Annotated in this window: 29 protein-coding genes and 1 pseudogene; 7 read left to right on the top strand and 23 right to left on the bottom strand. The window is 39.1% G+C overall.

The genetic code is table 11. From position 1 onward, the window contains the following. Window positions 1–115: 115 nt before the first annotated feature. Window positions 116–871 (bottom strand): PAS domain S-box protein, encoded by a 756-nt coding sequence (locus CEF17_RS07890; RefSeq protein ID WP_100399054.1) that lies wholly within the window; start codon window positions 869–871, stop codon window positions 116–118. Window positions 872–1063: 192 nt separating this feature from the next. Between CEF17_RS07890 and CEF17_RS20850 the strand changes: the two genes are divergently transcribed. Then, window positions 1064–1198, top strand: coding sequence for a hypothetical protein (locus tag CEF17_RS20850; protein ID WP_269799448.1), 135 nt, complete (start codon window positions 1064–1066; stop codon window positions 1196–1198). Window positions 1199–1469: 271 nt separating this feature from the next. Here CEF17_RS20850 and CEF17_RS07885 read toward each other — a convergent pair whose 3' ends face one another. From CEF17_RS07885 to CEF17_RS07865, 5 genes are all read right to left on the bottom strand, one after another. Further along, window positions 1470–2027, bottom strand: a complete 558-nt coding sequence (locus CEF17_RS07885; protein ID WP_100399053.1) for a hypothetical protein — start codon at window positions 2025–2027, stop codon at window positions 1470–1472. A 317-nt stretch (window positions 2028–2344) separates the two neighbouring features. Further along, entirely contained in the window at window positions 2345–3094 is a 750-nt protein-coding gene (locus CEF17_RS07880) for a CPBP family intramembrane glutamic endopeptidase (RefSeq protein WP_232725457.1), read from the bottom strand. A gap of 190 nt (window positions 3095–3284) precedes the next feature. Next, a complete protein-coding gene (locus CEF17_RS07875; protein WP_100399051.1) occupies window positions 3285–3890 on the bottom strand; it encodes an ABC-2 transporter permease in 606 nt (201 codons plus the stop codon). After that, window positions 3883–4749 carry an ABC transporter ATP-binding protein gene (locus tag CEF17_RS07870; RefSeq protein ID WP_100399050.1) on the bottom strand — a complete coding sequence of 289 codons (867 nt, stop codon included), beginning with the start codon at window positions 4747–4749 and terminating at the stop codon, window positions 3883–3885. The genes CEF17_RS07875 and CEF17_RS07870 overlap by 8 nt, the downstream gene beginning before the upstream one ends. A 5-nt stretch (window positions 4750–4754) precedes the next feature. After that, window positions 4755–5126, bottom strand: coding sequence for a GntR family transcriptional regulator (locus tag CEF17_RS07865; RefSeq protein WP_100399049.1), 372 nt, complete (start codon window positions 5124–5126; stop codon window positions 4755–4757). Between the two features lie 577 nt (window positions 5127–5703). Between CEF17_RS07865 and CEF17_RS07860 the strand changes: the two genes are divergently transcribed. Then, window positions 5704–6426, top strand: coding sequence for a hypothetical protein (locus tag CEF17_RS07860; RefSeq protein ID WP_100399048.1), 723 nt, complete (start codon window positions 5704–5706; stop codon window positions 6424–6426). Window positions 6427–6638: 212 nt separating this feature from the next. Here CEF17_RS07860 and CEF17_RS07855 read toward each other — a convergent pair whose 3' ends face one another. The 8 genes and pseudogenes from CEF17_RS07855 to CEF17_RS20600 all read right to left on the bottom strand — a co-directional run bounded on the left by CEF17_RS07855 (window position 6639) and on the right by CEF17_RS20600 (window position 11354). Beyond that, window positions 6639–6839, bottom strand: a complete 201-nt coding sequence (locus CEF17_RS07855; protein ID WP_100399047.1) for a hypothetical protein — start codon at window positions 6837–6839, stop codon at window positions 6639–6641. A 377-nt stretch (window positions 6840–7216) separates the two neighbouring features. After that, a complete protein-coding gene (locus CEF17_RS19965) occupies window positions 7217–7390 on the bottom strand; it encodes a hypothetical protein (protein WP_157842980.1) in 174 nt (57 codons plus the stop codon). 224 nt (window positions 7391–7614) lie between these two features. Then, window positions 7615–7797 (bottom strand): hypothetical protein, encoded by a 183-nt coding sequence (locus tag CEF17_RS07850; RefSeq protein ID WP_232725456.1) that lies wholly within the window; start codon window positions 7795–7797, stop codon window positions 7615–7617. Between the two features lie 437 nt (window positions 7798–8234). Beyond that, a complete protein-coding gene (locus CEF17_RS07845; RefSeq protein ID WP_100399045.1) occupies window positions 8235–8912 on the bottom strand; it encodes an AIM24 family protein in 678 nt (225 codons plus the stop codon). Window positions 8913–9161: 249 nt separating this feature from the next. Continuing rightward, on the bottom strand, window positions 9162–9722 hold the full coding sequence (locus tag CEF17_RS07840) for a sugar O-acetyltransferase (protein WP_100399044.1): 561 nt from the start codon (window positions 9720–9722) through the stop codon (window positions 9162–9164). A 39-nt stretch (window positions 9723–9761) separates the two neighbouring features. Continuing rightward, window positions 9762–10097 (bottom strand): annotated as a pseudogene (locus tag CEF17_RS21025) (IS5/IS1182 family transposase); the annotation flags it as partial. Window positions 10098–10415: 318 nt separating this feature from the next. Beyond that, window positions 10416–10973 carry an efflux RND transporter permease subunit gene (locus CEF17_RS20605; protein ID WP_232725455.1) on the bottom strand — a complete coding sequence of 186 codons (558 nt, stop codon included), beginning with the start codon at window positions 10971–10973 and terminating at the stop codon, window positions 10416–10418. A gap of 18 nt (window positions 10974–10991) precedes the next feature. Continuing rightward, entirely contained in the window at window positions 10992–11354 is a 363-nt protein-coding gene (locus CEF17_RS20600) for an efflux RND transporter permease subunit (protein WP_232725454.1), read from the bottom strand. 249 nt (window positions 11355–11603) lie between these two features. On the opposite strand from CEF17_RS20600, the gene CEF17_RS07830 reads away from it, so the two are divergent. After that, window positions 11604–12593 carry an aldo/keto reductase gene (locus CEF17_RS07830; protein ID WP_100399043.1) on the top strand — a complete coding sequence of 330 codons (990 nt, stop codon included), beginning with the start codon at window positions 11604–11606 and terminating at the stop codon, window positions 12591–12593. A 109-nt stretch (window positions 12594–12702) separates the two neighbouring features. On the opposite strand, the gene CEF17_RS07825 is transcribed toward CEF17_RS07830, so the two are convergent. Further along, window positions 12703–13128 (bottom strand): hypothetical protein, encoded by a 426-nt coding sequence (locus tag CEF17_RS07825; RefSeq protein ID WP_100399042.1) that lies wholly within the window; start codon window positions 13126–13128, stop codon window positions 12703–12705. Window positions 13129–13440: 312 nt separating this feature from the next. On the opposite strand from CEF17_RS07825, the gene brnQ reads away from it, so the two are divergent. Then, entirely contained in the window at window positions 13441–14745 is a 1305-nt protein-coding gene (brnQ, locus tag CEF17_RS07820; RefSeq protein WP_157842979.1) for a branched-chain amino acid transport system II carrier protein, read from the top strand. Between the two features lie 65 nt (window positions 14746–14810). Here the strand turns inward: brnQ and CEF17_RS07815 are convergent, their stop codons facing one another. The 7 genes from CEF17_RS07815 to CEF17_RS07785 all read right to left on the bottom strand — a co-directional run bounded on the left by CEF17_RS07815 (window position 14811) and on the right by CEF17_RS07785 (window position 20982). Next, window positions 14811–15086: a hypothetical protein gene (locus tag CEF17_RS07815; protein ID WP_100399040.1), complete on the bottom strand. Its 276-nt coding sequence runs from the start codon at window positions 15084–15086 to the stop codon at window positions 14811–14813. Between the two features lie 285 nt (window positions 15087–15371). After that, window positions 15372–16748, bottom strand: a complete 1377-nt coding sequence (locus CEF17_RS07810) for an MFS transporter (protein ID WP_100400843.1) — start codon at window positions 16746–16748, stop codon at window positions 15372–15374. Window positions 16749–16958: 210 nt separating this feature from the next. After that, on the bottom strand, window positions 16959–18128 hold the full coding sequence (locus tag CEF17_RS07805) for a thiolase family protein (RefSeq protein ID WP_100399039.1): 1170 nt from the start codon (window positions 18126–18128) through the stop codon (window positions 16959–16961). 6 nt (window positions 18129–18134) lie between these two features. Further along, the gene (locus CEF17_RS07800) at window positions 18135–18548 is read right to left on the bottom strand and encodes a MaoC/PaaZ C-terminal domain-containing protein (protein WP_100399038.1); all 414 of its coding nucleotides are present in this window, start codon (window positions 18546–18548) and stop codon (window positions 18135–18137) included. Continuing rightward, entirely contained in the window at window positions 18545–18994 is a 450-nt protein-coding gene (locus tag CEF17_RS07795) for a MaoC family dehydratase N-terminal domain-containing protein (protein ID WP_100399037.1), read from the bottom strand. Before CEF17_RS07795 ends, CEF17_RS07800 begins: the two co-directional genes overlap by 4 nt. 30 nt (window positions 18995–19024) lie before the next feature. After that, the gene (gene fabG, locus CEF17_RS07790; protein ID WP_100399036.1) at window positions 19025–19789 is read right to left on the bottom strand and encodes a 3-oxoacyl-ACP reductase FabG; all 765 of its coding nucleotides are present in this window, start codon (window positions 19787–19789) and stop codon (window positions 19025–19027) included. A 17-nt stretch (window positions 19790–19806) separates the two neighbouring features. Next, window positions 19807–20982 carry an acyl-CoA dehydrogenase family protein gene (locus CEF17_RS07785; RefSeq protein WP_100399035.1) on the bottom strand — a complete coding sequence of 392 codons (1176 nt, stop codon included), beginning with the start codon at window positions 20980–20982 and terminating at the stop codon, window positions 19807–19809. 383 nt (window positions 20983–21365) lie between these two features. Between CEF17_RS07785 and CEF17_RS07780 the strand changes: the two genes are divergently transcribed. The 3 genes from CEF17_RS07780 to CEF17_RS07775 all read left to right on the top strand — a co-directional run bounded on the left by CEF17_RS07780 (window position 21366) and on the right by CEF17_RS07775 (window position 23642). After that, window positions 21366–21803 carry a hypothetical protein gene (locus CEF17_RS07780; RefSeq protein ID WP_100399034.1) on the top strand — a complete coding sequence of 146 codons (438 nt, stop codon included), beginning with the start codon at window positions 21366–21368 and terminating at the stop codon, window positions 21801–21803. 210 nt (window positions 21804–22013) lie between these two features. Continuing rightward, window positions 22014–22184: a hypothetical protein gene (locus CEF17_RS20360; RefSeq protein ID WP_198153464.1), complete on the top strand. Its 171-nt coding sequence runs from the start codon at window positions 22014–22016 to the stop codon at window positions 22182–22184. 60 nt (window positions 22185–22244) lie between these two features. Next, window positions 22245–23642 carry a class II fumarate hydratase gene (locus tag CEF17_RS07775; RefSeq protein WP_100399033.1) on the top strand — a complete coding sequence of 466 codons (1398 nt, stop codon included), beginning with the start codon at window positions 22245–22247 and terminating at the stop codon, window positions 23640–23642. A gap of 92 nt (window positions 23643–23734) precedes the next feature. Here the strand turns inward: CEF17_RS07775 and CEF17_RS07770 are convergent, their stop codons facing one another. Further along, entirely contained in the window at window positions 23735–24325 is a 591-nt protein-coding gene (locus tag CEF17_RS07770; RefSeq protein ID WP_100400842.1) for an MSMEG_1061 family FMN-dependent PPOX-type flavoprotein, read from the bottom strand. Window positions 24326–24544: the final 219 nt, after the last annotated feature.

The raw sequence follows: 24544 nt of genomic DNA, 5'->3' as shown, positions 1-24544 counted from the left end.
CGTGTACATGTTTTATCATGGAATATTCCGGGGTTTGTAGTGAATTAAATATAAACCAGCCAAGTTATGGATGATTTGCATCTGCCTTTTGGATAAAACACACCCACCTTTGTTCTCAATTAACTCCTAAATAAACTATTGCCTCTTTTACTGTAGCCATTGTAGGAATGTCAGTTAAATTAATGTTTAACTTTGTTGCCTCTATAGCTAATTGAGGCCTTAAACCAGTTATAATAGACTGTACTCCAAGGAGAGATAAGACTTGTTTAATTTTAAAAAGATAATTAATCACGATATCATCCAACTCGTACACCCCAGAGAAATCCATAATTACATAATTGAGTTTTTGAGCCTGTACTTTCTCCGGTATAATTTCTAAGATCATCCTTGCCTTCTCCAAACCTATCTTACCTACTAATGGAAGAACGGCTACATCGCTCATTATAGGCACTATGGTTGCGGATAATTCATTTATTTCCTTCATCATTTCGTCCTGCTTTTTTTCGCTTTCTTTTCGGGTCGTAATATCCCGTATATATGTCTGAATTGCTTTATTGTTGTTCCCCAACATAACTGGATGACAATATAATTCAACCATTACAGTTGTTTTGTCCATTCTATATATAGTTTCTTCAATAACGGCTGCAGGAGCTTGGTAAGCAGATTGAATTCTTTGCTTAATCGCAACCTTCGAGGATTCTTGAAAGATATCTAGTGGACTTGCTCCGATAACACTTTGTTTATCGGTTCTAAAAAAATCCTCAGCAGCCCTGTTTATATAAAGAATTTTATAGTCTGTATGAATAATAATCGGATCAAGGGAATATTCGATTACTTCACGATAGTCTATATCTGAGATACTATCACACATTTTTTCACCCCTATATTAATAAGATACGCCTCTTAGCATAACACAATACGGGATGAACCCTCGCTCCCCATTATTTACAATGTCTATAATCCGCTTCACGATGACCCCCTACATGGTATTGGCTCCGAGGTATTGCCCGATATTAATAAACAGTTTAGTCTATTGGAGGAGCACCACGAAAATATTTACATTGTGGATGCATATAAAGCATTTTGCAAAAATCAAGCAGACTATATTATCGAGGGAGATATTCATCCAACAACGGAAGGACAGAGAATTCTTGCCGACGTTGGAATTGAGGTCCTAAAGCCTTATTTTGAAAACTAATAAAAGCTGAGTCCATGAGACTCAGCTTTTGCTTTTAATTGCATCTTCTATAATGGCCATGACTCTTTTTTTATAGCATTATATAAAAATAATTAGCCTTTAGGACCGACTGGTTTTTATGACTGCTAAATATAGATAATGATTATTTTTATTTTTAAACTAGAATGGTGTCCTTCTTCAACAATACGCCCCGTTTTTGAAACACTATATGCCGTGTTAGTTCCTTTTTAAGTTTTCTCTCACTCCCATTTCTGGCATAAAGAAGCATGGATTACTCTTTAAAATCTCTAAGGTCCAGACGGTAGACATCATCACCTCTATCATTTGAAATGACAAAGTGATTCTCTTTAGCATAGTCTCTTAAGGCTTCAAGTTCTGTCTTCTCGGGAGAGCCTGAAAGCTGAGAAGTCCTGTTCTCTGTTCCCAGTATGTATTGCTGTATGTAAACAAGGTTTCCGTTTTCTCTAATCGGACCTTTTACAGGGATAAAGAAGCCCTGCTCTATTTGTTCTTCGTCGTTAAATATGTTGTGACCCACGTTCCCGCGAACAAAGGTGTAAAGGGACTCCAGGGGGAGTATTCTAGGCGTGTATTGATTTTCAAGTAAAGATTTGGAGCCTTCCTGAAGGTAGATTCGGTATTCAAGCTTGGATAGTGTAACCTGTGTATCGGGCTGGCCATGATATAAAGACATCTTATGGTCTTTTGATATGATGTTTACTTCTACTTCTTTCACGGTAATGTCGTTGGTAAGTGGATTGAGGGAACAAGCAGTGACTAAAAGAGATAATGACGCAGCCAGCGATAAGATGATATAGGTGCCGCGCAATTAAAAAGACCCCCTTTCTAAAAACATATTTTGTAAAACATGGTGTTACATTATCATATTTTTTGGAATTATTTAATCATTCATATATTATTAACCATTCATACATTATTTTCTTCAATATAAAAAGGATTACTGCTTTGTGTCCATTAATCCTTTATTGAATATAGTATTTTTCTGTATAGACCTTTACTCTAACCCTTGAAGAAGAATTCCTCACTTGTTTCATTGAAAATCAGGCTTCAAGAACCTTTATCAAATGGAAATGTAACTTCCAGCAGGTTTCCTTCCAGCTCCTTAGTTGAGGGTAGCTCTTATTGTTATTTATTCTTCTGCATACGCTTCGTTCCAAGTAATATAAGCAGAATAAAGCTTGCTCCCAAAATTATAAACATTATTAAAAAGCTTGCTCCTGCTCCATACGTAATTGTATCTTGAAACGTCATAATCGGCGGTGCACCATATTCTGTTGGCATGATCAAGAAACGAGATATTTCTAAGTATCCTAAATGAAAGCCTATGGATGCCCACAAACTATCTGTCCAGATTCGCATTAGCGCTAAAGCTATGCCGAAAAAGAACAGTAAAATCATAGAGGGAATGATAAAGATGTTTTCAAGTGGTACCATTCCAACGATTACTTGTAATACTGAAAACCCAATGGAAACCCCCACAAATAAAAGTGTCTGTATGAACACAGAAAACCAGACGGTGAAACGGTGACGTAGCACATCGAAGACAAATCCGCGCAAGGCGAGTTCCTCAGACAAAGCTTCGTAAAAAAACGCAATCAACATATTAAAAAGGAATGCACCGATCCAATACTGGGATGCGTGCCATTGATCAATGGTAAGCCAACCTAATGAGCTGGAAATGAATAACCCAACGAAGAAGAGTCCGATCACAAGAAAGAAGCCCGTAAAAAAGTGATGTGCTCTTTTTAAAGAATAGACGGGTCTTGTCGGCTTGCCCGTGACCCTATATAGTCTCTGATAAACATATAAAATGGATGGCACAACGATGAGACTCATCACGACTGCTTGAACAATGAATCTACCATCTCTAGTCATTAATAACTGATCTTCGACAATACTCCCAGCAAATGTAGCCACAAATAATCCGAGAGTGACTATTCCCCAACCACAAGTAACATAGAAAACATATTCTTCAACTTAGGTTCCTCCCCCTTCCTGCCTCCTTCTCATTAGAATGCTTACAATAATCCCTTCATAGGATTAAACAGATGTAAATGCCCCCTGCTTAGAACGCTTTTCTCTGGTAAATAATAGTGGTAATTCCCCACGAAACAGCATAGAAGAACAACACAATCACCGTCGCTCCTGTATAGATAAAAGGGATGGATAAACTGGAAATAAAATCAGTAATTGCTGTTAAATTCTCTGCTAAAAATATGAAAATAGGTGGTCCAATACCTGCTAGTAGAAGAAAGGTAATGAGAACCACATAAGATATATAGCCAGGCTTAAATATATAAAACAGAGGAAAGGTGAATGCAGCAAACAGCAGGAATAAACCACTGGCAATGGCAATATGTGTTGCCGAAAACATAGTATTCGAAACAAATAATGCCAGACTAGTCACTACGATAGCTAAAATCATATAAACAATAGCACCAATATAGCGTGATGCGATAATTTCCTTACGTGTATAAGGCAAGGAGTTTAATAAGATGTTCGTCTGCGCTTTCTCATCGTAAGCAAATGAATTAAACGGAATAAAAACACTGGCAACGAGAAAAATCAAAGCAGGATGAGAATCCATAATAATAAAAAAAGAGATGAAAGGAATATAGATCCATAGTTGCCGTTTTTGTAATATGACATCACGCCTGATTAAATTAAACATTTTGTTTGCCTCCTTTCATGTAATACATAATATCTTCCAATGATGCTTGTTCAATGACAACAGAGTCTCTGAACGTATTTTTCACTGCTTGAATATTGTCTGTTAATGCCTCAAAGCCTGTTGGGGCACGATGAACATGAATGAAATCCGATTCCGTATCTCTATCCAAGAGATCAATGCCTCCTTTCACCAGCGCATAGTTTTCAGCTACATCGTGAATGGAGTGATTAAACATTAATTCCCCTTTATTAATAAAAGCAATATAATCAGCGATACGATTTAAATCTGTCGTAATATGTGTGGAGAAAAAAATTGTTCGGTTCCCATCAATCATTAATTCTTGCAATAAATCCAGCAGTTCCCTTCTGAAAATAGGATCCAGTCCTGCTGTCGGTTCATCCATTATGATGAGCTCTGCGTGATGCGACAGGGCAATAGCTAATGAAGCCTTCATTTGCATGCCTTTTGAGAATGTTTTGATCGCTTTATTAAGAGGTAAATCGAATTGTTTCACATATTGATTAAAAAGATGATCATCCCATTGTTTGTAGGCTGGTCCAACAATTTGCTTAATATCTTTTAGATTCAGCCCTTCAAAAAATACATTGCCATCATAAACAAAACCAATGCGTTCCTTGATCGCCTTTTCATGTGTCTTATAGTCCAAACCAAAAACCCTCACTTCCCCGGCATCTGGCTTTAATAAATTCATCATCATTTTTATCGTTGTTGATTTTCCCGAACCATTTTCACCAATAAATCCTGTAACAAAACCTTTCTTTACTTGCAAATCAATATTTTTCACGGAAAACCCATTCAAATCTTTTGTAACTCTTTCTAATTCAACTACATATTCCATTTAATTCACTCCTCGTATAACAAGTCCAGTAACTGGTGCAGCTCATCTAGAGACAATCCAATTTCCCTGCTGTTCGTTATGACTGCAGTCAGCTGCTCCTCAATTACTTTGAGCTTCTTTTCTCTTATAATCTCTAAATTTTGCTCTGCCACGAATGATCCTTTGCCGACAATGGAGTAGATAAATCCTTCCTTCTCCAATTCCTCATAAGCGCGTTTCGTTGTAATAACGCTAATTTGCAAATCCTTTGCGAGTTGTCTCATGGAAGGTATGGCTTCTCCCTCCTGTATTTCACCTGATAAGATAGAAGATTTAATTTGATTCGTAATTTGTTCATATATCGGCTCCTTTGAACTGTTGGAGATTATAATTTGCATGTCGCTCCCTCTTTTTTAATAGAATAAGTGTATCTAGTGTTTATATGTCATATATACAATATGTACATTATATACACGCTTAATAAATTGTGCAACAATTTGTTGGATACGAAAAAAAACTACACCTATTATTCTGATCAATAAGGATTGGTACAATTACCATTAAATTAAAATTTAAAAAGACAAAAACACATGATTGAAAAAGGTTCTAATCATGCTTTAATCGTATAAAAGGGAAATAATCCATAAACTCTGTTATTGCATGAAACCATTAGTGAAGCTTTTCGTATCAACTTAATAGTTAACGTACATTCTCAGCTTTAGTGCTTGCTACCTACTGTCATTCATCGTTTCCACCATAGAGAAGGGTCTGCTTTAACTCTCTTACTTTAAAGGTCTTAGTTCCCTGACTGAAGAAGATGAGCTCAAAAGTAAAGGAATATAGAAGTATTGGTAAAGCTGGCGTGAATGATAGTGATAGAATATTAACAATACAAGGAAACCTTGGGATGTATTACTAACAGGAAGAACTAACGTCCCAAATAAAATTACAACATCATATAAACGAGGAATTTTTATGACAAAAATGATTACTTTGTGGTGTGTAGCACTGTTTGGTATTTGCTTGCGATGGGCTTTCATAGGCGAATTTGATCCCAACCAATTATTGTTCTCTTTTCTCTTTCTGTTTTTTTCTCCCATTGTTTTGTGGATTAGTATACAGCAAAGGAAAAAAGACTCGGCTTATACTCCTGTTCATTCTTCCAGGCAATGGTCTACTTCTATGAGGGATAAGTGGCTAACTGGAGAAAAGAAGATATATAAAGAAGAGTCATTAGTGGCTTCTTATAACCGGGTGTACACCAAAACCTATCATAAGATTATAGCTGATTTGATGCGTACTCCAGGGCTTTGGTTTTTGAGGTTGAAGTTTAATTTTATAAACGGTGGCAGCTCTTTTTTGGTTACAAGTGAAACCAAAGAGAGAGGTAATGAACACTATACCATATGGGAGAGAAATACAAAGATAGCCAAGATTTATACTGACCTTCGAGCAAAAAATATAGCTACGTTACGAGAACTGACTCGGCTCACAATCGGTGAGCATGCTTACGAATTCCGTGCCAGGAGTATTCGATCAACAATTGAAGTAGTAAAAGATGGTGACCTTATTGGGGAAGTTTACAGAGGGTCTTATGGGGAGCGTTACTTAAGGGTGGAGCCTGGACAAGTAAACGAGGAAACAGAACCCCTTTTGATCATCGGATGGATTGTGTTTACTTACCGGTTTGATAAATAATTCGCTTTTCTAGTTCATCCTTCCTCAACTAGTTAAACCTTCACCTTTCACATCCTTTTGCTAGAGGATAAAAAGCGAGTATTTTAAGATGGTTTGCCATGTCTGCTGTATGACTCATTGCAAAATAGTATGTTATGTTTTGAGATAGATGACTAGTTGGCAAGCAACCGAAGGCTTTCTTAGAGTCTTGCTAAATAAACAATTCATAATTTCTACTTGTCAGCTTCCTGTTCTTTTTTCACCCGGCGTTTATTCATCCAAGGAATAATAAAGCACCAGGAAATAAAACCACCTATTGATAGACCTATGACGTATCCCCATCTTATTTCCTCATATACAAAGTAACCAAAGAGGATTGCAATGCCAGCAAACATGGCCGCAGAAATCAGACCGTTTTTGAAGTTTTCACCCATTATATCTCCCCATCCTATTAAGATAGTCTGTTAAAGTAATCTCAATCATTTCACGTTAATATGAAAGGGAAAATAAAAATGTGGCCATTTATCGGGACCACTTAAGCCCTATTTGTTCTGCTGGTACACTGTTCTTACTCATCGTTTCGCTTCTTCCTCAATATTAGTAAACTTCCAGGTGCACAGGTACCGTATACAATTGGTTTTGCCATGCTTGAATTAATAAAAGCTGAATTGATAAGCGGGAAAAATGATTCGGCTAAAAGAGTGATCGCAGTTAGTCAAAATAGATTCTAGTTTCCTAATCAAGCGAGCACCAGTCTTATAAAAAATGGCCTTTCCCATGGTGTTCATCCTGATTCATTTATTAGAAAACGTCAGGCGGATTTCTTATTTTTAATGTGGTAAATACCAAATAACAGCACAGCCAATGGACCAGTAAGTGTGGACAGGTACAGCCTGCCGCCGAATAAATAGGGCAGTCCCAAGGCGAGAAGAAGAGCAAAGAGAGGATAGACAATGATATACATAAGGACGTCTTTATTCATCATTATCTTTTCCCCCATGATTTTTAACTTTTATACGAAACCGAATAATAACTGATAAAATAAAGAGAATGATAAGAACCCAGTAATACCATTCCATCGAAACACTCCTTGGTTAATGACTTTTATAAAAGTCATTGCCCTGTAAATCCACCTGCTAAACTCCTATCATTTTTTGCATTTTCAAGGTTAACTAACTCATGGCTTCTACGAAAATATAAGGGGGACTTCTACACTTGCTCTTTTAAATTCTCAATATAGTTTTTTGCTTCTATTAGTGATAATCCTAGATGATCTCTCGCCCTCTTTACTGCTAATACGTCATTTCCCTCTTTAATAAGGTCACGTAAATAGTTATTTATCGGGTCTTCTACATTAGAATGTTCTGCTAGTTTCTCTAATGTGTATTTCATACCCTTTAACCGTGTTTCTAAAGTAATTACTTTTAGTAATAAAAACAGTACCAAAAGAAAAGTTAACGTAATAAGTATTTGATCCATATTTTTCGCCTCTCAGTCTAATAACAAGGGTGATGGTTGTTTTCATTTAATTGTTACGTGAAGCAACAAAGTAATGTAGATAAAACTGAACTGCTTTAGATTAAGTATTTTGATTAGAAGATCTTGTCTGTAAAGATGCTAATAACATTAAAGAAAAATGTTGAATGCATAAAGGAATTTCAGACAGACTATATATATTCGAGGATTTTTAAAAACGTACTGTCTTTATGCAGTAGCATTGCATATATAATAATACACACCGTGTCCATAGAAAAGAGCCCTCCTAGGAGGGTTCTCTTTTTTCGTTCCTTCAAACAATTAAAAGTGGTGCTAAAGTATTTCCGCTAGCCTTACTCTGTTTCAAAGCCAGGCTGCACAATAACAAATCCTTCTCCTTCAAACTTCATTTGAATTGATTCACCACTTCCTCTCCCGAGAAAGGTACGATAGTTGATGTCAGTGTGAAATTCCGGTTCCAGTTCTCCCGACCAGGCCACCGTGGCAGTTGGATCAGTATACACGGGGTTTCCTTGGCTAACAGGAAGTGTCAGCGGTTCAAAGTATGTGGTAATCGCTGCTTTTCCTTCTCCTTGCAGGGTAATATTAAATAATCCACCAGACATCATGCCGGCTACTTTACGCATCAGCTGTATATCCCAATTTACCGTTGGTTCAAAGGCCAAAAGATCATTACCATTCACGGTAAGTTGACGGTTTCCCAATTCCAGAATTGTGATTCGTTTTCCCTGGTCTGCTAAAAATAACCGGCCTCGACCGGTTGCCTTCATCAATTCTCCGCCTTCATTGGTAAATGTCTTTTTGAACATGCGCTCTACTCCGTGTTCTAACGCTCGCTCCCGTTCAAATTTAATGTTTCCTGTATAAGAAATCATTGCGCCCATTTTTGCCCATATTTCTCCCGTTAAATCTACTTCAAGAATACGCTCCGACTGCAGTCCGAATGCTTCATCCGGCGTATCCTTTCTCTTTGTCTTTTCCACGAATTCATGTATGGAGTAACTATTCAAGGTACCAGCCTCCTGTAATAGAAATAATCTTTAGTGTTCTCTTTTATGAGAGATAATGAGGATAGTATAATATTTTTCAATTTTCAGACGCCTGTACTATCACCTACTCATTTTTATTTTTACGTGAGAGACCCCCTTAGGGTTTCGCTGTTCTGCGATGTTTATATAGTCAAAAGACAATTCCTTAGAACAAGTTTGAATCATTTTTATCTACTAAAAGTTAGTGAAAATATTAGCCAGTGGACAGAATTATTCCTGAATTTGTTTTATAATTCTTGCTGGGTTTCCTCCTGCGAGGACATTATCGGGTAAATCTTTTGTAACGATAGAGCCAGAAGCAATGACAACATTATTACCTACTGTAACGCCTGGATTAATAACGGCTTTTCCGCCAATCCACACATTGTCTCCTATAGTTACCGGCCTCCCATATTCCACCCTGGATATTCTTTCACTGGCGGGTAATGGATGAGTAGCAGTATATATATGAACTCCTGGAGCAATAAAGCAATGATCACCAATTCGAATTTCGCACACATCTAGAAATACACAATCAAAATTAGCAAAGAAGTTTTCACCTGCGTGTATGTTATACCCGTAATCACACCGGAACGTTGGCTCTATGTATAAACTATCTCCCACGGAACCGAGCAGCTCTTTTAATAATTCGGTTCTTTTCTCCACTTCTGTTTCGTCAGATTCATTGAATAACCTTGTTAGTCTTCTAGCATTTGTTCTTTCTGCTAGTAATTCCTGATCCAATGGATTGTAGGATTCACCAGATATCATTTTTTCTTTTTCACTTTTCATTAGGCATTCTCCTTTTTATCAATGTTCTTTCTACATATCTTAAAACGACACCCGAAAAATGTGAAACCTTACATAAGCTCCATTACCCAGGTTGGTGTTACAAATAAGAGGCTGGGACAAAACAGTCTCTGAAAAGTAATAAAAGGTGTCAGTTATCGATTTTCGATAGCTGGCACCTTTTTGTTGATCAGAAATGGGATGATGGGGCTTACGGGCGGTGTGCTTTCTCAAGTTCACCGCCATTCGGGTGAAACGCAAATTAGCCTTCAGAAATCCGAAGGTTGGCTCAACATCGATCTTACGCTTCCCGTGGATCTAGCCGGTTTCTTCGTCTGAAAGCATTTCTTGAATAATGGCTTTTTGATTTTCCCACTCTCATTATAATAAAAACTTTATCAGAAGGTATCCTTTTTGTGTACATATACGTTGATTGTTCAAACATCACGAAACGCCTGCGGGAAAAGCAAGAGCTGAAGATCCCCCGGGGCGGTTTCACCCGGCTAGCTGAAGCCTTGCACGCGGCATAGAAGACACCGTGAAACCGAATGAAATGAAGCTGAACGGATGTCGCACTTGTGAATACAGGGCTAAGACCGTATGAACCATATTTAATTATTTCCACTGTCTACTTTACAGGGGGCTGTTCAGACCGGTGAAGGCCCTTCTATTTAGCTGAGTTTTGTCCAAGCCTCATTAACTAACTGATTTAGGTGCTTTATTTGAGTGAATATCTGTTTTGTCTGGACCTTTTCTAAATGTTTCTATCTTCTGACTTGCTGCAGCAGTCAGCCTGTAGATAGCCGGAATCAGGATAAGTGTAAGCAATGTAGAAAAGAGCAGCCCTGAGATAATAACCGTTGCGAGTGGTGATTGGTAATTACCTGCAGTTCCTGAAGCGAATGCAAGTGGAAGCATTCCTCCTACAGTAGTCAGAGTTGTCATTAAAATGGGACGCAGTCTATTTCTTCCTGCTTCTATTAGTGAATCCTCCACGGAGTAACCTTCTCTTTGTAACTGATTTGTCCTGTCAACAAACAGAATGGCGTTATTTAATACAATACCAATTAACATAAGCAGCCCCATCCCTGATAAGACACTTAATTCGTGGCCGGATAGCAATAAACCAATAATAACACCGATAATAGTCATTGGAATAACAGTCATGATAATTAATGGATGAATTAAGTGATTAAATTGGACTGCCATTACCAGATAAACAAGAAAAATTGATATGCCTAATATGACGAGCATTTCCTGAATTAATTCCTGCTACTGCTCCAGATTGCTAATGGAAGTTTTTACCGCTGTTTCAATTTCAGGGTAGAGATCATTTTTTACCTCTTCCTCAAAAAATACATATAAGCTGCTATTTCCTATGTAGGAAGTGGAAGAAAATTCTCTTACTCCATCTATAGAAGCGATCTGCTCTTCAAGGGGCACAGTAATGGTACGCTCTACCTCTGCAGCAGACATGTCACCCGCGTTGATGTCTACGTAAGCTCCCCCTAGATTAATAGGAGGGAACAGCTCTTTATCCAGGTTATATATGGCGTACAGGCCTATGAAGATAATTAAAGTAGACAATAATCCCACCAGAATTTTTTTCTTTACAATAAACCCCAATAATTTCATTCGCCCCACTCCTCTGATTCTTATGAACTACAACTTCAGAATTGCGACCAATAATTATTATACACATCTCTTTTAAAACAAGAAGTGAAATTCTGAAAATTAATTCAATCTTTATATACTGCTGTATTCTTCATCATTTCTACATGAAAGCTATCCTAGGAGTCAAAGTGAGTGAGAAGTTTTAACTATTTCTTTGTTGGTAATATAATGATGTGGGTAAAAATATATTTCGTGAAAGGAGATACGTTAATGAATGACTCCATACCAGAGAAAATAGGATTTGGGACTGCTCCATTAGGCAATATGTTTCGTGATATTCCAGATGAAGAAGCCAGAGCAACTGTAGACGCTGCCTGGGAGCATGGAATTCGTTATTTTGACACAGCCCCTTTCTATGGGGCAGGGCTTGCAGAGATTCGTCTCGGTGAAGCATTGGCGGACCGTCCACGTGAGGATTATTTTTTGAGTACGAAAGTAGGCCGCTTAATCAAGGATGAAGAAGATAAGCCGGCAGAAGGTGACTTGTTTGAATACGGACGACAAAATAAAGTAGTCAATGATTATAGTGGGGATGCTGCTCTTCGTTCCATTGAGCAAAGCCTGGAGAGGTTAAAAACGGATCACTTAGATTTTGTTTTTGTACACGATATAGCCCAGGATTTCCATGGTGACGAATGGCTGGCGAAGTTTGAGGAAGCTCGTACAGGTGCCTTTCGTGAGCTGACGCGCTTACGCGAAGAAGGAGTGATCAAGTCCTGGGGAATCGGAGTCAACCGAGTAGAGCCAATTGAGATCGCTTTAGAGTTAGAAGAAGCAAAACCCGATTTATGCCTAATGGCGGGACGTTATACACTGCTGGATCATGAGCGTGCTCTGCAGCGTGTTCTGCCCGAGGCGGTAAAACAGGGTGTTGGTATTATTGCTGGCGGGCCATACAATTCTGGTGTTTTAGCTGGCGGCTCTCATTTTGAGTACCAAAAAGCCTCTCCTGAGATGTTTGAAAAAGTGGAAAAAATTAATAAAATAGCTGAGAATCATGGAATTATAGCAAAAGCTGCAGCTCTTCAATTTACGTTAGCACATCCTGCAATTACTGCTGCAATTCCTGGAGGCAGTCGTCCTGAGCGAATAAAAGAAGACCAGGATGCTTTAAACACTGCTATTCCAGCTGCTTTCTGGCAAGAGCTTCGTGAGCAAAAAGTTATATCCCCGGAAGCTCCTATCCCTGTTAGAAAGTAGTTTCTAGATTACTACTTGGCCACTCTGTTTCAACTTCTTATCTATTTACGAAGACGTCATTTCATAATGGCGTCTTTTATTTTTGTACTGACCTTTCCAGGCGCTGGCTCTATCCGTTATAGTCAATCATTTCTTTCATCTTTGCGGCATCTAAATGATTAATTTCTCTATAATCGCTCTCTCCCATTTTGATTATTGCGCCTTCATCGTTAAACCAAATCTTGGATCTTATCAGGATTGTTGAAGACTGGGGATTTTTTAACCAAACGTGAACATCAGCTGGAGTCTGTCCATCCCTTTCATATTCTATCTGATTGCTGTGCATATAAATCTGCTGGAGATTATCCACAGCCCAACGGTCTTCGAGATCGTTAGTAACTGATGTGAATGTCAAATGGTTGTTTTGTTCATTCTTTTCATAGCCCGCCACAATTTCTCTAGAAGGTTCTTCATAAATAAACTTTCCCGTTATTAATCCACAAACAAAGAATGTGCCTGAAATTAGTAATGCAATGATAACCTTTCGCGTTTCCATACATACTCCCTTACATGTAAGAAATAGTGTCTCTCAAGTATAAACCTTAAGATTCCTATCCTCTACATTTTCCAAAGCATTACTTCTTTACATGAGCACCAAGAAACGTTAGTGTAATATAGGGTTTTTTTGTTTTTTTGAAAGGCTCTGTTAAAGGCGGAGGTTGATTTTTTAATATGTTATTTAACATTTGTACCTTTAGATGCAAGCGAGTGCCTTTTTACGAAAATCAAAAAACAAAATGGGAAAAAGCTTGAAAAGAACTATTTATTTATCATGACAAGTGGTCATAAAAATTAGGAGGCCTGGATTTTGAAGAGTTTATCTTACAAAGAAATATTTTTTACTGGCTTAGTGCTTTTTGCTTTGTTTTTTGGAGCTGGAAATTTAATATTCCCGCCTTTCTTAGGACAGGAAGCGGGTGACAATTATTGGACAGCCATACTGGGATTTGTAGTAACGGGAGTGGGACTGCCTTTGTTAGGAATCGTTGCCATCGCCTTAACAGGAAGCAGCTTTGAAAAAGTTGCTAACAAAGTCACACCCCTTTTTGCCATCATCTTTACTCTTGTCTTGTACTTAGCAATAGGTCCTTTTTTTGGCATTCCGCGGGCAGTCAACGTTTCGTATGAAATGGGTGCAGTTCCTTTTCTTCCAGCCCTGGAAAGCTATTCAACGCTTTACTTATTTCTTTATTCTCTTGTATTCTTTTTAATTGTTTACTGGTTAAGCTTAAACCCTTCAAAACTAGTCAAGAGAATTGGCGTGGTCATTACCCCATTACTATTGTTTTCAATTGTATTACTAGTAATTGGCAATGTAATGACAACAGCCGGGGGTGTTGATCTCTTACCGACTGATGAATACCTGCACTCCCCTTTCTCTCGAGGAATGATCGAAGGCTATCTTACAATGGATACTATAGCCGCACTAGCGTTTGGTTTGCTCATTGTAAATATGATTAGAGAAAAAGGAATAGAGAACAGGAAAAGTATAGTGAACGCCACTGTCTTAGCAGGCATAATTGCGGGTATTGGATTAGGTGCAGTCTACATAGCTATTGGATGGCTTGGTGTCCAAAGCGGTGCTGTGCAAACCTTTGAAAATGGTACACAGATTTTAAATTATACAGCAAATCAAACGTTTGGCTATATAGGCGTGGCGCTTTTGGGTTTCATTGTTACTCTGGCCTGTTTGACGACTTGTGTTGGGCTGGTAACAGCTTCCGCACAATACCTTGCAAGAGTCTTGCCTTCTCTCTCTTACGGGATACTTGTCCTGCTGATTACGATTGTGAGTTTTGCCGTAGCAAATTTAGGGCTGAATGCCATTATCTCCATTTCAGTTCCTGTTCTGGTCGCTATTTATCCACTGGCCATCATACTCATTTTTCTTACCTTGGCCAGTGTGAAAATCAACCTCCGACAAGGGCATTACGTTGGAGCAGTAGTAGGTACTGGGATAATTAGTTTATATGACGGCCTTAGATCTGCAGAGATCGAAGTTGGAGCACTTGATACCCTTTTTGGACACCTTCCATTTTTTGATTTGAATTTGGGCTGGATCCTTCCAGCTTTGATAGGTATGGCTATAGGACATTTTTTCGGAAAAAAATAAACAATCAATCGAAAGAAGCTCGTTTACTGAGCTTCTTTCATTTATATCTCCCACACTCTTATTCATTATTCATAAATGTCGTCGGCATGGCTGTACCGTAATTTCTCTGAATTAATTTTATCTTCTTTATTTACGGTGCTTTGCCTCATAGCAAACTTGTCTCTTTCCCCTCCATCAGAAAGTTCCTCTGAAAATTCAGCATCCTCTGAACTCTGATTTATCTCCTCCCTCAAGCTTTGTGTTTCTTCTTTAACAGTTGGATATTCACTTAAATAAGAATTTTCACCGGGGTCGAAGGTTTCTGCTTGTAAACGTAACTCCTCTTTCTCTTCTTCATTCATTTCATCATCTGCTCCTCTTCTTTTTGTAATACGTAAAATTCAACAAGATACTTTTTTATTATGTGTGTATTACTTCTTTTTTCATCTAACATAAATTACCTTTAAGGTAAATTGCTCAAACAAATGAAAAGTCATTCCTTTGAAAAGCCGTGAGTAGTAAGGAGGAATTCAATCGGTGTTTTAGCATTTTTACAAAAGTATAATTTCTTAGACGCATAGCATGGTTTGTTATAGCTTCCCGCACAAAAAAAAGACCAAATCACAATGGATCTGGTCTTTTATATGTTATTGATTGCTTCGTGCCTGAAGCTCTGCGAGAATAGCCGGGTATTCTTTATCTACTTTAAACAGCCAAAGAAGAATGACAAGAATGACACCTAAAGCCAGAGGTATATGGAGGTTAAGAGCCAAGATCATTTGGAGTGCAACAGCCGATTGATCCGGGGCACCGCCGATATACCCGCCGTATCCTAACAGCCATCCAATTAGGGCTAACCCGACTCCAGTACCCACTTTAATGCCAAAGCTGGCACCACTGTTCACTAATCCTTCGGTTCTCAGACCTGATTTTAATTCGCCGTACTCAATCGTATCATTAATCATCGCAAATACTAATGCAATGGACGGCATAATTCCAAATCCGACTAAAACGTGACCTGTTAGAAACACGACAAGGCTCGAAGGGTCTATGAACTTAATGAGCTGCCCTGCAATAAAGACCATCGCTCCAACGATTGCAACGTTTCGTTTTCCATATTTTTTTACAAAAGGCCCAATGAAAAAAACACCAAGAAGCATTGGAACAGCCGAGGCAAGTCCAATCACTGGAAAGAGATTTACGTTGCCGATAACGTATTGGGCATAATACATGGCTGCCCCCTGTGTTAACCCAATAGCCGCATAAAAAGTGACACAATAAGCAGTAATAATAAACCAGTACTTGTTCTTTAAAAGTGCTGCCAACCCATCTTTTAAAGGAACCTTTTTTATTTCAGTCTGATGAGCTGCTACTGCGGCTCTTTCTTTTACTGCAAAAAAGGTAATGTACATAAAGATGACCGTAACCACCCCATAAATCACGGCAAGAGAAGTCCAGCCTATGGCAGCCGCTAACGGTTGGCTTAAAGTAACAACGAGTAGATTTCCACTTAAAATAAAAATAGCAGCGTAAATATTGGCCATTGAACGACTATGCTGATGCTGAGTCATTATTCCAAGCAATGTTTTATATGAAATTGAGACAGCCGTATAAATTAGAACGAAAAGGAAATAAGTAACATAGGCATAAAATATCTGTGCACCGGCGCTTGTGTCAGGTACAGAAAATAGTAATACTGTACAGATGCCAAGAGGCACGGACAGCCAGAGAATCCATGGGCGGGCCTTACCGTATTTGGTCTTTGTCCTGTCAACAACAGAGCCCATTCCAATATCCGTGATTCCGTCAAACAGCCGTGCAACCAGCATAAGGGTTCCTACCACTGCTGCGGAAATCCCTGCTACATCAGTGTAATAATACGTCAGGAACGAACCCATGAAACTCCATACAGCAAAAATGCCAAAGCTGCCTGCTCCGTAGGCCCACATTTCTCTCTTCGGGGGCCTTTCCACCTCGGTTAGTTTCGTATCTTTAAGCTTATCATCAAGCTTATTTAATAGCATGCTCTTTCCCCTTTTCTTTTCATAAAGTCCTTGCATCACGTAAGTGACTCTACCTGTTGAAGAACATATATATAAATTTTCCAAAAGTTTTGCTGCGCAGGTAAACAAGCTAGAAAAGAGGTTTTATTACTGCATAGTTTGAGATCCTTACTCAATCAAACACCGATGATAACGCTTTCAAATATTTAAAGAAGAAACCATTTATATAAACTACATTCGTTCAATGATGCATGCGATACCTTGTCCTCCGCCAATACATGCGGTAATTAGAGCTTTTTTTCCTCCTGAACGGTGTAGTTCATGGACAGCTTTTGTGATGAGAATCCCTCCGGTAGCACCTAATGGATGCCCATGAGCGATCGCTCCCCCATTTACATTTAATTTCTCCGGGTCTATGTTAAGCTCGCGGTTACAGGCAATCACTTGGGAGGCAAAAGCTTCATTTAACTCTACCAGATCTATTTCCTCTAAAGTTAATCCAGAAAGATCCATGACTTTCTTAGTTGCAGGTACGGGGCCAATTCCCATGATGTTAGGGTCCACACCTGCTACAGCTGATTCTTTAATAACTGCCAGAGGTTTAACACCCAATTCTTCTGCTTTTCTTCTCGACATGACAACGATAGCCGATGCCGCATCATTTAGACCGGAACTATTTCCTGCAGTCACGCTTCCTTCAGGTAAAAAGGCCGGAGACAGTTTTGCCAGTCCTTGCATTGAAACGTTTGGACGAGGATGCTCATCTTTTCCAAAAATAATAGGCTCTCCTTTTCGTACAGGAACGGAAATAGGGACAATTTGTTCGTCAAAGCGTCCTTCTTCCATGGCTTTCGCCATTCGTTGTTGACTGCGAAGCGCATATTCATCCTGCTCTTCTCTGCTCACTTCGTATTTTTTTACCAGGTTTTCTGCAGTGATACCCATGGGAGGGTCACCTATTTCGTCAGGAGACAGCTGTGATTTTCTAAATTTTGGAGGCACTGGGCTAAAAGGACGTTCCGGTCGTTCCATTAGATAGGGTGCACGGCTCATGCTTTCTGTTCCCCCTGCCACATATACCTCTCCTGCTCCCGCTTGTATTGCTTGGGCGGCAAGCATAACAGCGTTAATGCCTGAACCACATTGACGATCTACGGTAAGACCCGGTATATTTACGGATAATCCTGTCTCTAATGCAGTAAGTCGAGCAATATTCCCTCCGCCGCTTAGCACGTTTCCAAATATGACGTCATCTATCATCTCAGGTTGAAGATTTGCTCGTTGAACTGCATTTTTAATTACCTCAGCCCCGTAGACATGAGCCGGTACAGACGCTAATGCCCCTCCTGCTTTTCCTATAGGTGTCCGTACGGCAGATACAATAACAGCCTCATTCGTCATCTATATTCACTCCTTGTCTTCATCATATAATGTAAATGTAACGTTACCCTTGATCACTTCTTTGTTATTCTGATTCACTGCCTCTACCTTAAAATGCAAGGTGTGCTGGTCTCTTTCTAGTAGGGTGGCTCTTAAAGTAATAACATCCTTAAGAAAAACCATTCCGGCAAATCTGATTTTGTAATCTTGAATGAAGCCATTTTCATAATAAGGGGTAAAAAGTTTAGCAAGGTTCCCCATTGTCCACATACCGTGAGCGATGACACCAGGCAGCCCAGCATTGACCGCTTCTTCATCAATCGTATGAATCGGGTTAAAATCACCTGATGCTCCTGCATATTTAATTAAATCAATCCTGGAAACAGGTGCTAAAGTCTCTTCTAAGACACTATTTTTCTGGATGTCCCCAATCGCCTTCATACTTTCATCGCCTTTCGAACAGTTTCCGTAATAATAGCAGTCATCTCTTCAGTAAAAATAAGAGTACCGTTTGGATCTTCCCCGTATCTTTTAATGACTAGAAACCCCATGAGGCCGTTTTTTCCATCTTTCTCATAGTAGTTATTCACTTCAAAATAACAGTACAGCTCTTCTCCTATGCAAAGAGGTCTCTCATAATGGTAATTTTGTTCCCCGTGGATGAGACCCTTTTTTGGAAGATCAAGTCCGTTTATTTCCCCGTAATCAAACACTCTTGGAAAAGTAGGAGGTGCAATATTACATTGATATCTGGATTTTCCCCCTGTTTCCTCATCAATGTAAATTGGGTGTGGATCATCAATAGCTTCTGCAAATCTCTTAACCATGCCTCTTTCCACTATATTTTTTACCTTGGACGATTTTTTGCCTATTACACTCTTATACATAGAATTCCTCCTGCGCAAAATTTATCATAACTAGGCTTTTGGGCCGCCTGCTACATATATAACCTGGCCATTGACAAAGGAAGATTTCTCGTCGGCAAAAAAAGCTACAGCATTAGCGATATCTTCTGGCTGTCCACTTCTTTTCACAGGTATTTCATTTGCTCTTGCTTCAATAAATTGTTCAAATGGTATACCTACACGCTCAGCTGTTGCTTTCGTCATTTCAGTTTCAATAAACCCTGGGGCCACTGCATTGCAAGTAATGCCGAATTTTCCTAATTCCAAAGCGAGAGTTTTCGTAAATCCTTGAAGTCCCGCCTTCACTGTTGAGTAATTCGCTTGTCCCCTGTTTCCTAAAGCTGATGTGGAAGAAATGTTTATTATTCGACCAAACTTCTGGTCAACCATGTATTTTTGAACTGACCGGGCAGCATTAAAAGATCCTTTTAAATGGACATCAATGACCTGTTCCCAATCATCTTCAGACATTTTAAACAGCAAATTGTCCCTTATAATACCTGCATTGTTTACAAGAATATCAAGGGAACCAAAGGCTTCTACAGCTTCATCCACAGCTGATTGTACATCCTGGCTGCTTACTACATTGGCTTGCATTGTAATTACTTTAAGATCAGAATTTTCGAAATATTTTTTCGCTTCGTTAAGCGCCTCTTCATTCACATCAAGAAGTGCTATATTTGCCCCTTCCTCGGCAAGTTGTTTAGCAATAGCTTTCCCTATTCCTCTGCTCCCTCCAGTGATCAAAGCAGTTCTTCCTTCAAATCTCTTGCTCATAATAACTCCCCCGTCTTTTAAATATATTGCCCTACCTTTACGTGTCCTTTTAATAGATTTCTAGAAAGAATCAAACGCTGTATCTCATCTGTCCCATCGTATATTCTCCAAAGCCTTGCTTCCCTGTACCAGCGCTCAATTGGCAGTTCTCTTGTATAACCCATTCCTCCATGAATCTGAAGAACACGGTCTACTACATTGTTCCCCATGTTTGCCCCGTACAGCTTAGCCATAGATGCTAAATGGCGATTATCTTCTCCTTGATCCATTGTAAAAGCTGCATTTAACACCAGCCATCTTGCTGCCTCGATTTCAACAGCTGAATCAGCAATCTGCCATTGAATAGCCTGTCTGTCTGCGATCGGCCGGCCAAACGTTTCTCTTTCGTTTGCATAATCAATTGCCATTTGCAGCAACCTTTCAGCGGCCCCAACAGCCCGGGCGCCAACAATCCAGCGCGCGAAACCAATCCATTCTAACCCCAGATTATACCCTCCGTGCAGTTCTCCTAAGATATTTTCTTCAGGTACTCTTACGTTATCAAACACTAATCCAGCAGGTCCCCATTCTCCCATGGTGTCTATATACTCAGAGATCCAGCCCATTTCCCGATCCACAATAAAACAAGTTACCCCTTCTCTTCCTGTTGTTCTGTGCTTTTCTTTATCTGTAATGGCAATAACCATAACAAAATCCGCTTCGTTTCCTCCGGTGATAAATGTTTTTTCCCCATTGAGGACCCATTCATCGCCGTCCTTTACAGCGGTCATTTTTATGTTTCTTGTATCAGACCCCGCCCCTGGTTCTGTAATGGCAAAACAGGATTTTTTCTCTCCGTTTATCGTTGGGAGGAGATATTTTTCTTTTTGTTCTTCATTTCCGTAGTACAGGATGTTATCGGCAGACCCGCCAAATCTAAAAGGCACAAAGGTTTTAGAAACTTCCATGGACACAATGGCCTGCATCATCTGCCCAAGCTCGGCACCGCCATACTCAGCTGGAGTGTTGATTCCCCAAAATCCTGCTTCTTTCGCCTTTAACTGCAGCTCTGTTTGTTTTTCTTCAGGGAGACTAGGTTTTCCTTCTCTCTCATTTCGCAGGACTTCATTTTCTAGTGGAATTAATTCTTTTTCCACGAACTTCCTGATCGTTTCCTGGACCATCTTTTGTTCGTCATTTAGTCTTAAGTGCACGGGAATCACTCCTTATACATTGATAAATATTTTCCGCCACAAACTATTTTGCAGGTTAACTGGGAGCTAATCGCGGTACCTACTTAATAAGCAAGATTTGTGCCAACGTACAGGGGTCATTAAAAAGCAGCTGAAATGCTTGTTAATTACGCTAATTCGGCTGAAGATCATTCCTTATCAACTATAAGCATTCATGCCATAATTCATTTATGAATCAAACAACGCTACTAGAGCGCATTTCTTTGATTTAAAAATGAATCAGTTAATTCAACAATGAATTAATTGGTTTATATTTTGAAACCTGAAGAGTACGAAAGAAGAAACAAAATAAAAAGGTTGCAGAACAAACAGAGAGGGAAAGAATCAAAGGGGAGGGATTTATTATGAAGAGAATCTTCATCCGTTTGCTTATGCCCGTTCTAAAAAGCATATTGGAAATATACGGAAAAGAACTGATTACCTTTATAATGACAAAGTTAAAGCATAAATTTGAAGATAAAAAAGAAGCCGACAAAGGAAGATTAACGGCGGAGACAAATCAGTTATATAAAGAGGCAAGTTTCACTCAAAATGACCAGGAAAAAGAAGAATTAATCCAAAGAGCGAAAGAACTGGAAAAGGAGATTGAAATTCTTCAAAGGAGAGAACAGGAATATAAAAAGATTATTGAGGATGTGGAAGCAAAATCCTTCTCTCATGTAGAAAATGTGAGCAGACAACTTAAGGCTAAAGATATAGTTGTCATTGATGAACAAGAGGACGGAAAAGTTAAATTAAATGAAAACAAGAAATCCATTAAAAAATTAATAAGCCGTGATTAACAACTGAATCCTTTTGGCACCTTACTATGAGAGTCCTTTATTCGTTTGAATAGGCTCTCTTTTTTGTAATTGATTTATAAAAATACCTCCTCTCTTGTCTTGGCTGATGCTCCATCGGAGCCTTATACCCTTCTCCTAACGAGATCAAAGGTAATAATCCCTCTCTTCTTAACAAATACTAGGGAACAAATGATGTTGGAGGTGCCACTCTTGAGCGATTGGAATAAACAAGCCAGCAGAAATAACAATATTCAGCCTGATTTACATTTTAAAAATAAGGACCTTACAGAAAAGAAAGTTCAGTTAAGTGTACAAGAAGAAATAGGGATGGAATCGATAGGTCAAGAAGAAAAGGACGTCAAACCACAAGGAGGGCAGTAACCGATCTCTTTTATATGTCCTCTTTTGTAAAGAAACAATGTAGGAAGATGGGAGATAAAGATGTCATCCACAGGACAATTTCGTATTGAAAAAGATACATTAGGAGAAGTAAAAGTACCTGCTTATGCTTATTATGGTTCTCAAACACAAAGGGCAGCTGATAATTTCCAAATAAGCGGGATCACGCTTCCTCGTTCTTTTATTCGAGCTCAAGGTATTATTAAAGCGAGTGCCGCCGCAGCAAATATGAAGCTTGGCGAGTTGCCTGATAACATAGGTAGAGTTATTGTTCAGGCGGCAGAAGAAGTGATTGAAGGAAAATGGGATCATCAATTTATTGTGGATGTTTACCAGGCTGGAGCCGGAACGTCACAAAACATGAATGTGAACGAGATTATTGGAAATAGAGCAACTGAACTGTTAGGGAGTTCATTAGATCCTTCATCTAACGATTTTCGGGTTCATCCTCATAACCACGTTAATATGTCTCAATCCACTAATGATACCTTCCCCTCTGCCTTGCACATAGCGACCGTTGAAAATATAAGCGAGCAGCTTCTCCCGGCCATTGAACGGTTAGTAAAGGGACTTAGCGTGAAGTCTGAGGAATTTAATTCAATAATAAAGTCTGGTCGTACTCACTTGCATGATGCCGTACCAATGAAACTTGGACAGGAATTTGCTGGTTATACGGATACAATCCGGTTTGTGTATGAAAATATAAAAGCGTCCTTAGACCCTTTCTATGAAATTGGCTTAGGTGGAAATGCGATAGGAACGGTTATTAATACACATCAAGATTATCCTCAAACTGTTATCCATGAAATAAATAGTCGGATTAACTATCCGTTTCGACAGCCTGTTGAAATGTTTAGTTTCATGCAAAACAGAAATGCTGCCCTGCGAATGATGGCCGTTTTAAAAGAACTTGCCGTCCATTTAATCAAAATCACAAGTGACTTACGCCTTCTAAGCTCTGGACCGAGAACTGGATTAGCTGAAATCAGTCTTCCCCCCGTTCAGCCTGGTTCAACCATAATGCCCGGAAAAGTAAACCCGGCGATTCTGGAAATGGTTCATATGATATGCTGCCGCATAATTGGAAATGAAGCTGCTATGGCTGCGGCAGGGACAGCCGGACAATTAGAGATCAATGTCATGATGCCTTTTATGGCTTATTCCCTTCTTGAATCCATTGAACTGCTTTCAAATGGGATTCATACACTGGTTTCTAAATGTGTATATGGTATTGAAGCAAAGGAAGAAAATTGCCGAAACTGGATGATGTCGAGTCTTTCTTTTGTAACCGGGTTGAGTCCTAGTATGGGGTATGATATGGCTTCACAAATTGGCATGCAGGCAGATGAGCAGAACAAGACGATTAAGGAAGTGTTAGAGGAATTGGGGTTGTATTCACAGGAAGCAGCAGAGGCGTTAGATCCGAAAAAATTTGTTTAATTTAGGTATCCTTCAACATTATACAGAAACAAAGGGAGCTGCAACAAAGGACGTACTCCCTTTTTCATCGTATGATTTGTCTTTAACTTACTTCATGCTTTTTGATCTTCCAATTCAGTATCAATATTCGGAAGCTTCATATGGTCTGCTATCATTTTTGCCGCAGGAGGCAGATCATCAATGCTTTCCCATGTAGAAGGATTCCATAAGCCCGAACGCTTAAATGCTTTGGCACAATGAATAAAACATTCTTCTACTTCGACGTTGATGCCTAACAAGGGCTTTTTTCCTTTGACAGCCATTTCCTCAAGAATGTCCTGGTCAGTTATAAGTGTGGCCCGGCCATGTACTCTAAGGGTTTCTCCTAATCCGGGAATAAAAAAGAGCAGGCCTACCTGTGGTTGTGCAAGAATATTTCTGAGTGTATCCACTCTTCTGTTGCCGGGCCTTTCGGGGATGACCACATTTTTTTCATCACGGATGAAAACAAAGCCGGGCCCGTCACCACGAGGAGAGATATCAGAAAAACCAAAGTTATCCGAGGAAGAAATAACTAGAAAGGGAGATTTTGAAATAAAGTGCGTGCAGTGAGCATCTAAGGAGGTAATAACTTTTTTTTCCACCGCCTCGTGAGGAACACCGATAATCGAGCTGAGTTCTTCTTCGGTTTCTACAATATTCATGAATTCTTTCGATTGGGCCAATGGATTTCACCCCTAGATAAGCTTTTAAAATATCATAACATGATCTTGTTATTAAATTATTACAATATTCTTATATCATACAAAAAGTTTGGTAGATTTCTTTACAAATTGGGAAAATATATACCATTTTGTTTTATTTTCTTTCATTTCAGGAAGTTGATAGGTGATTTATCTATGCATTTGTTTTTATTTCTTGTA

Origin of the sequence: Bacillus sp. FJAT-44742 (assembly GCF_002797315.1) — a bacterium.
Classification (GTDB): domain Bacteria; phylum Bacillota; class Bacilli; order Bacillales; family Marinococcaceae; genus Thalassorhabdus; species Thalassorhabdus alkalitolerans.
Note: the sequence above shows the minus strand (reverse complement) of the source record. Positions and strands in the feature narration are given on the sequence as shown.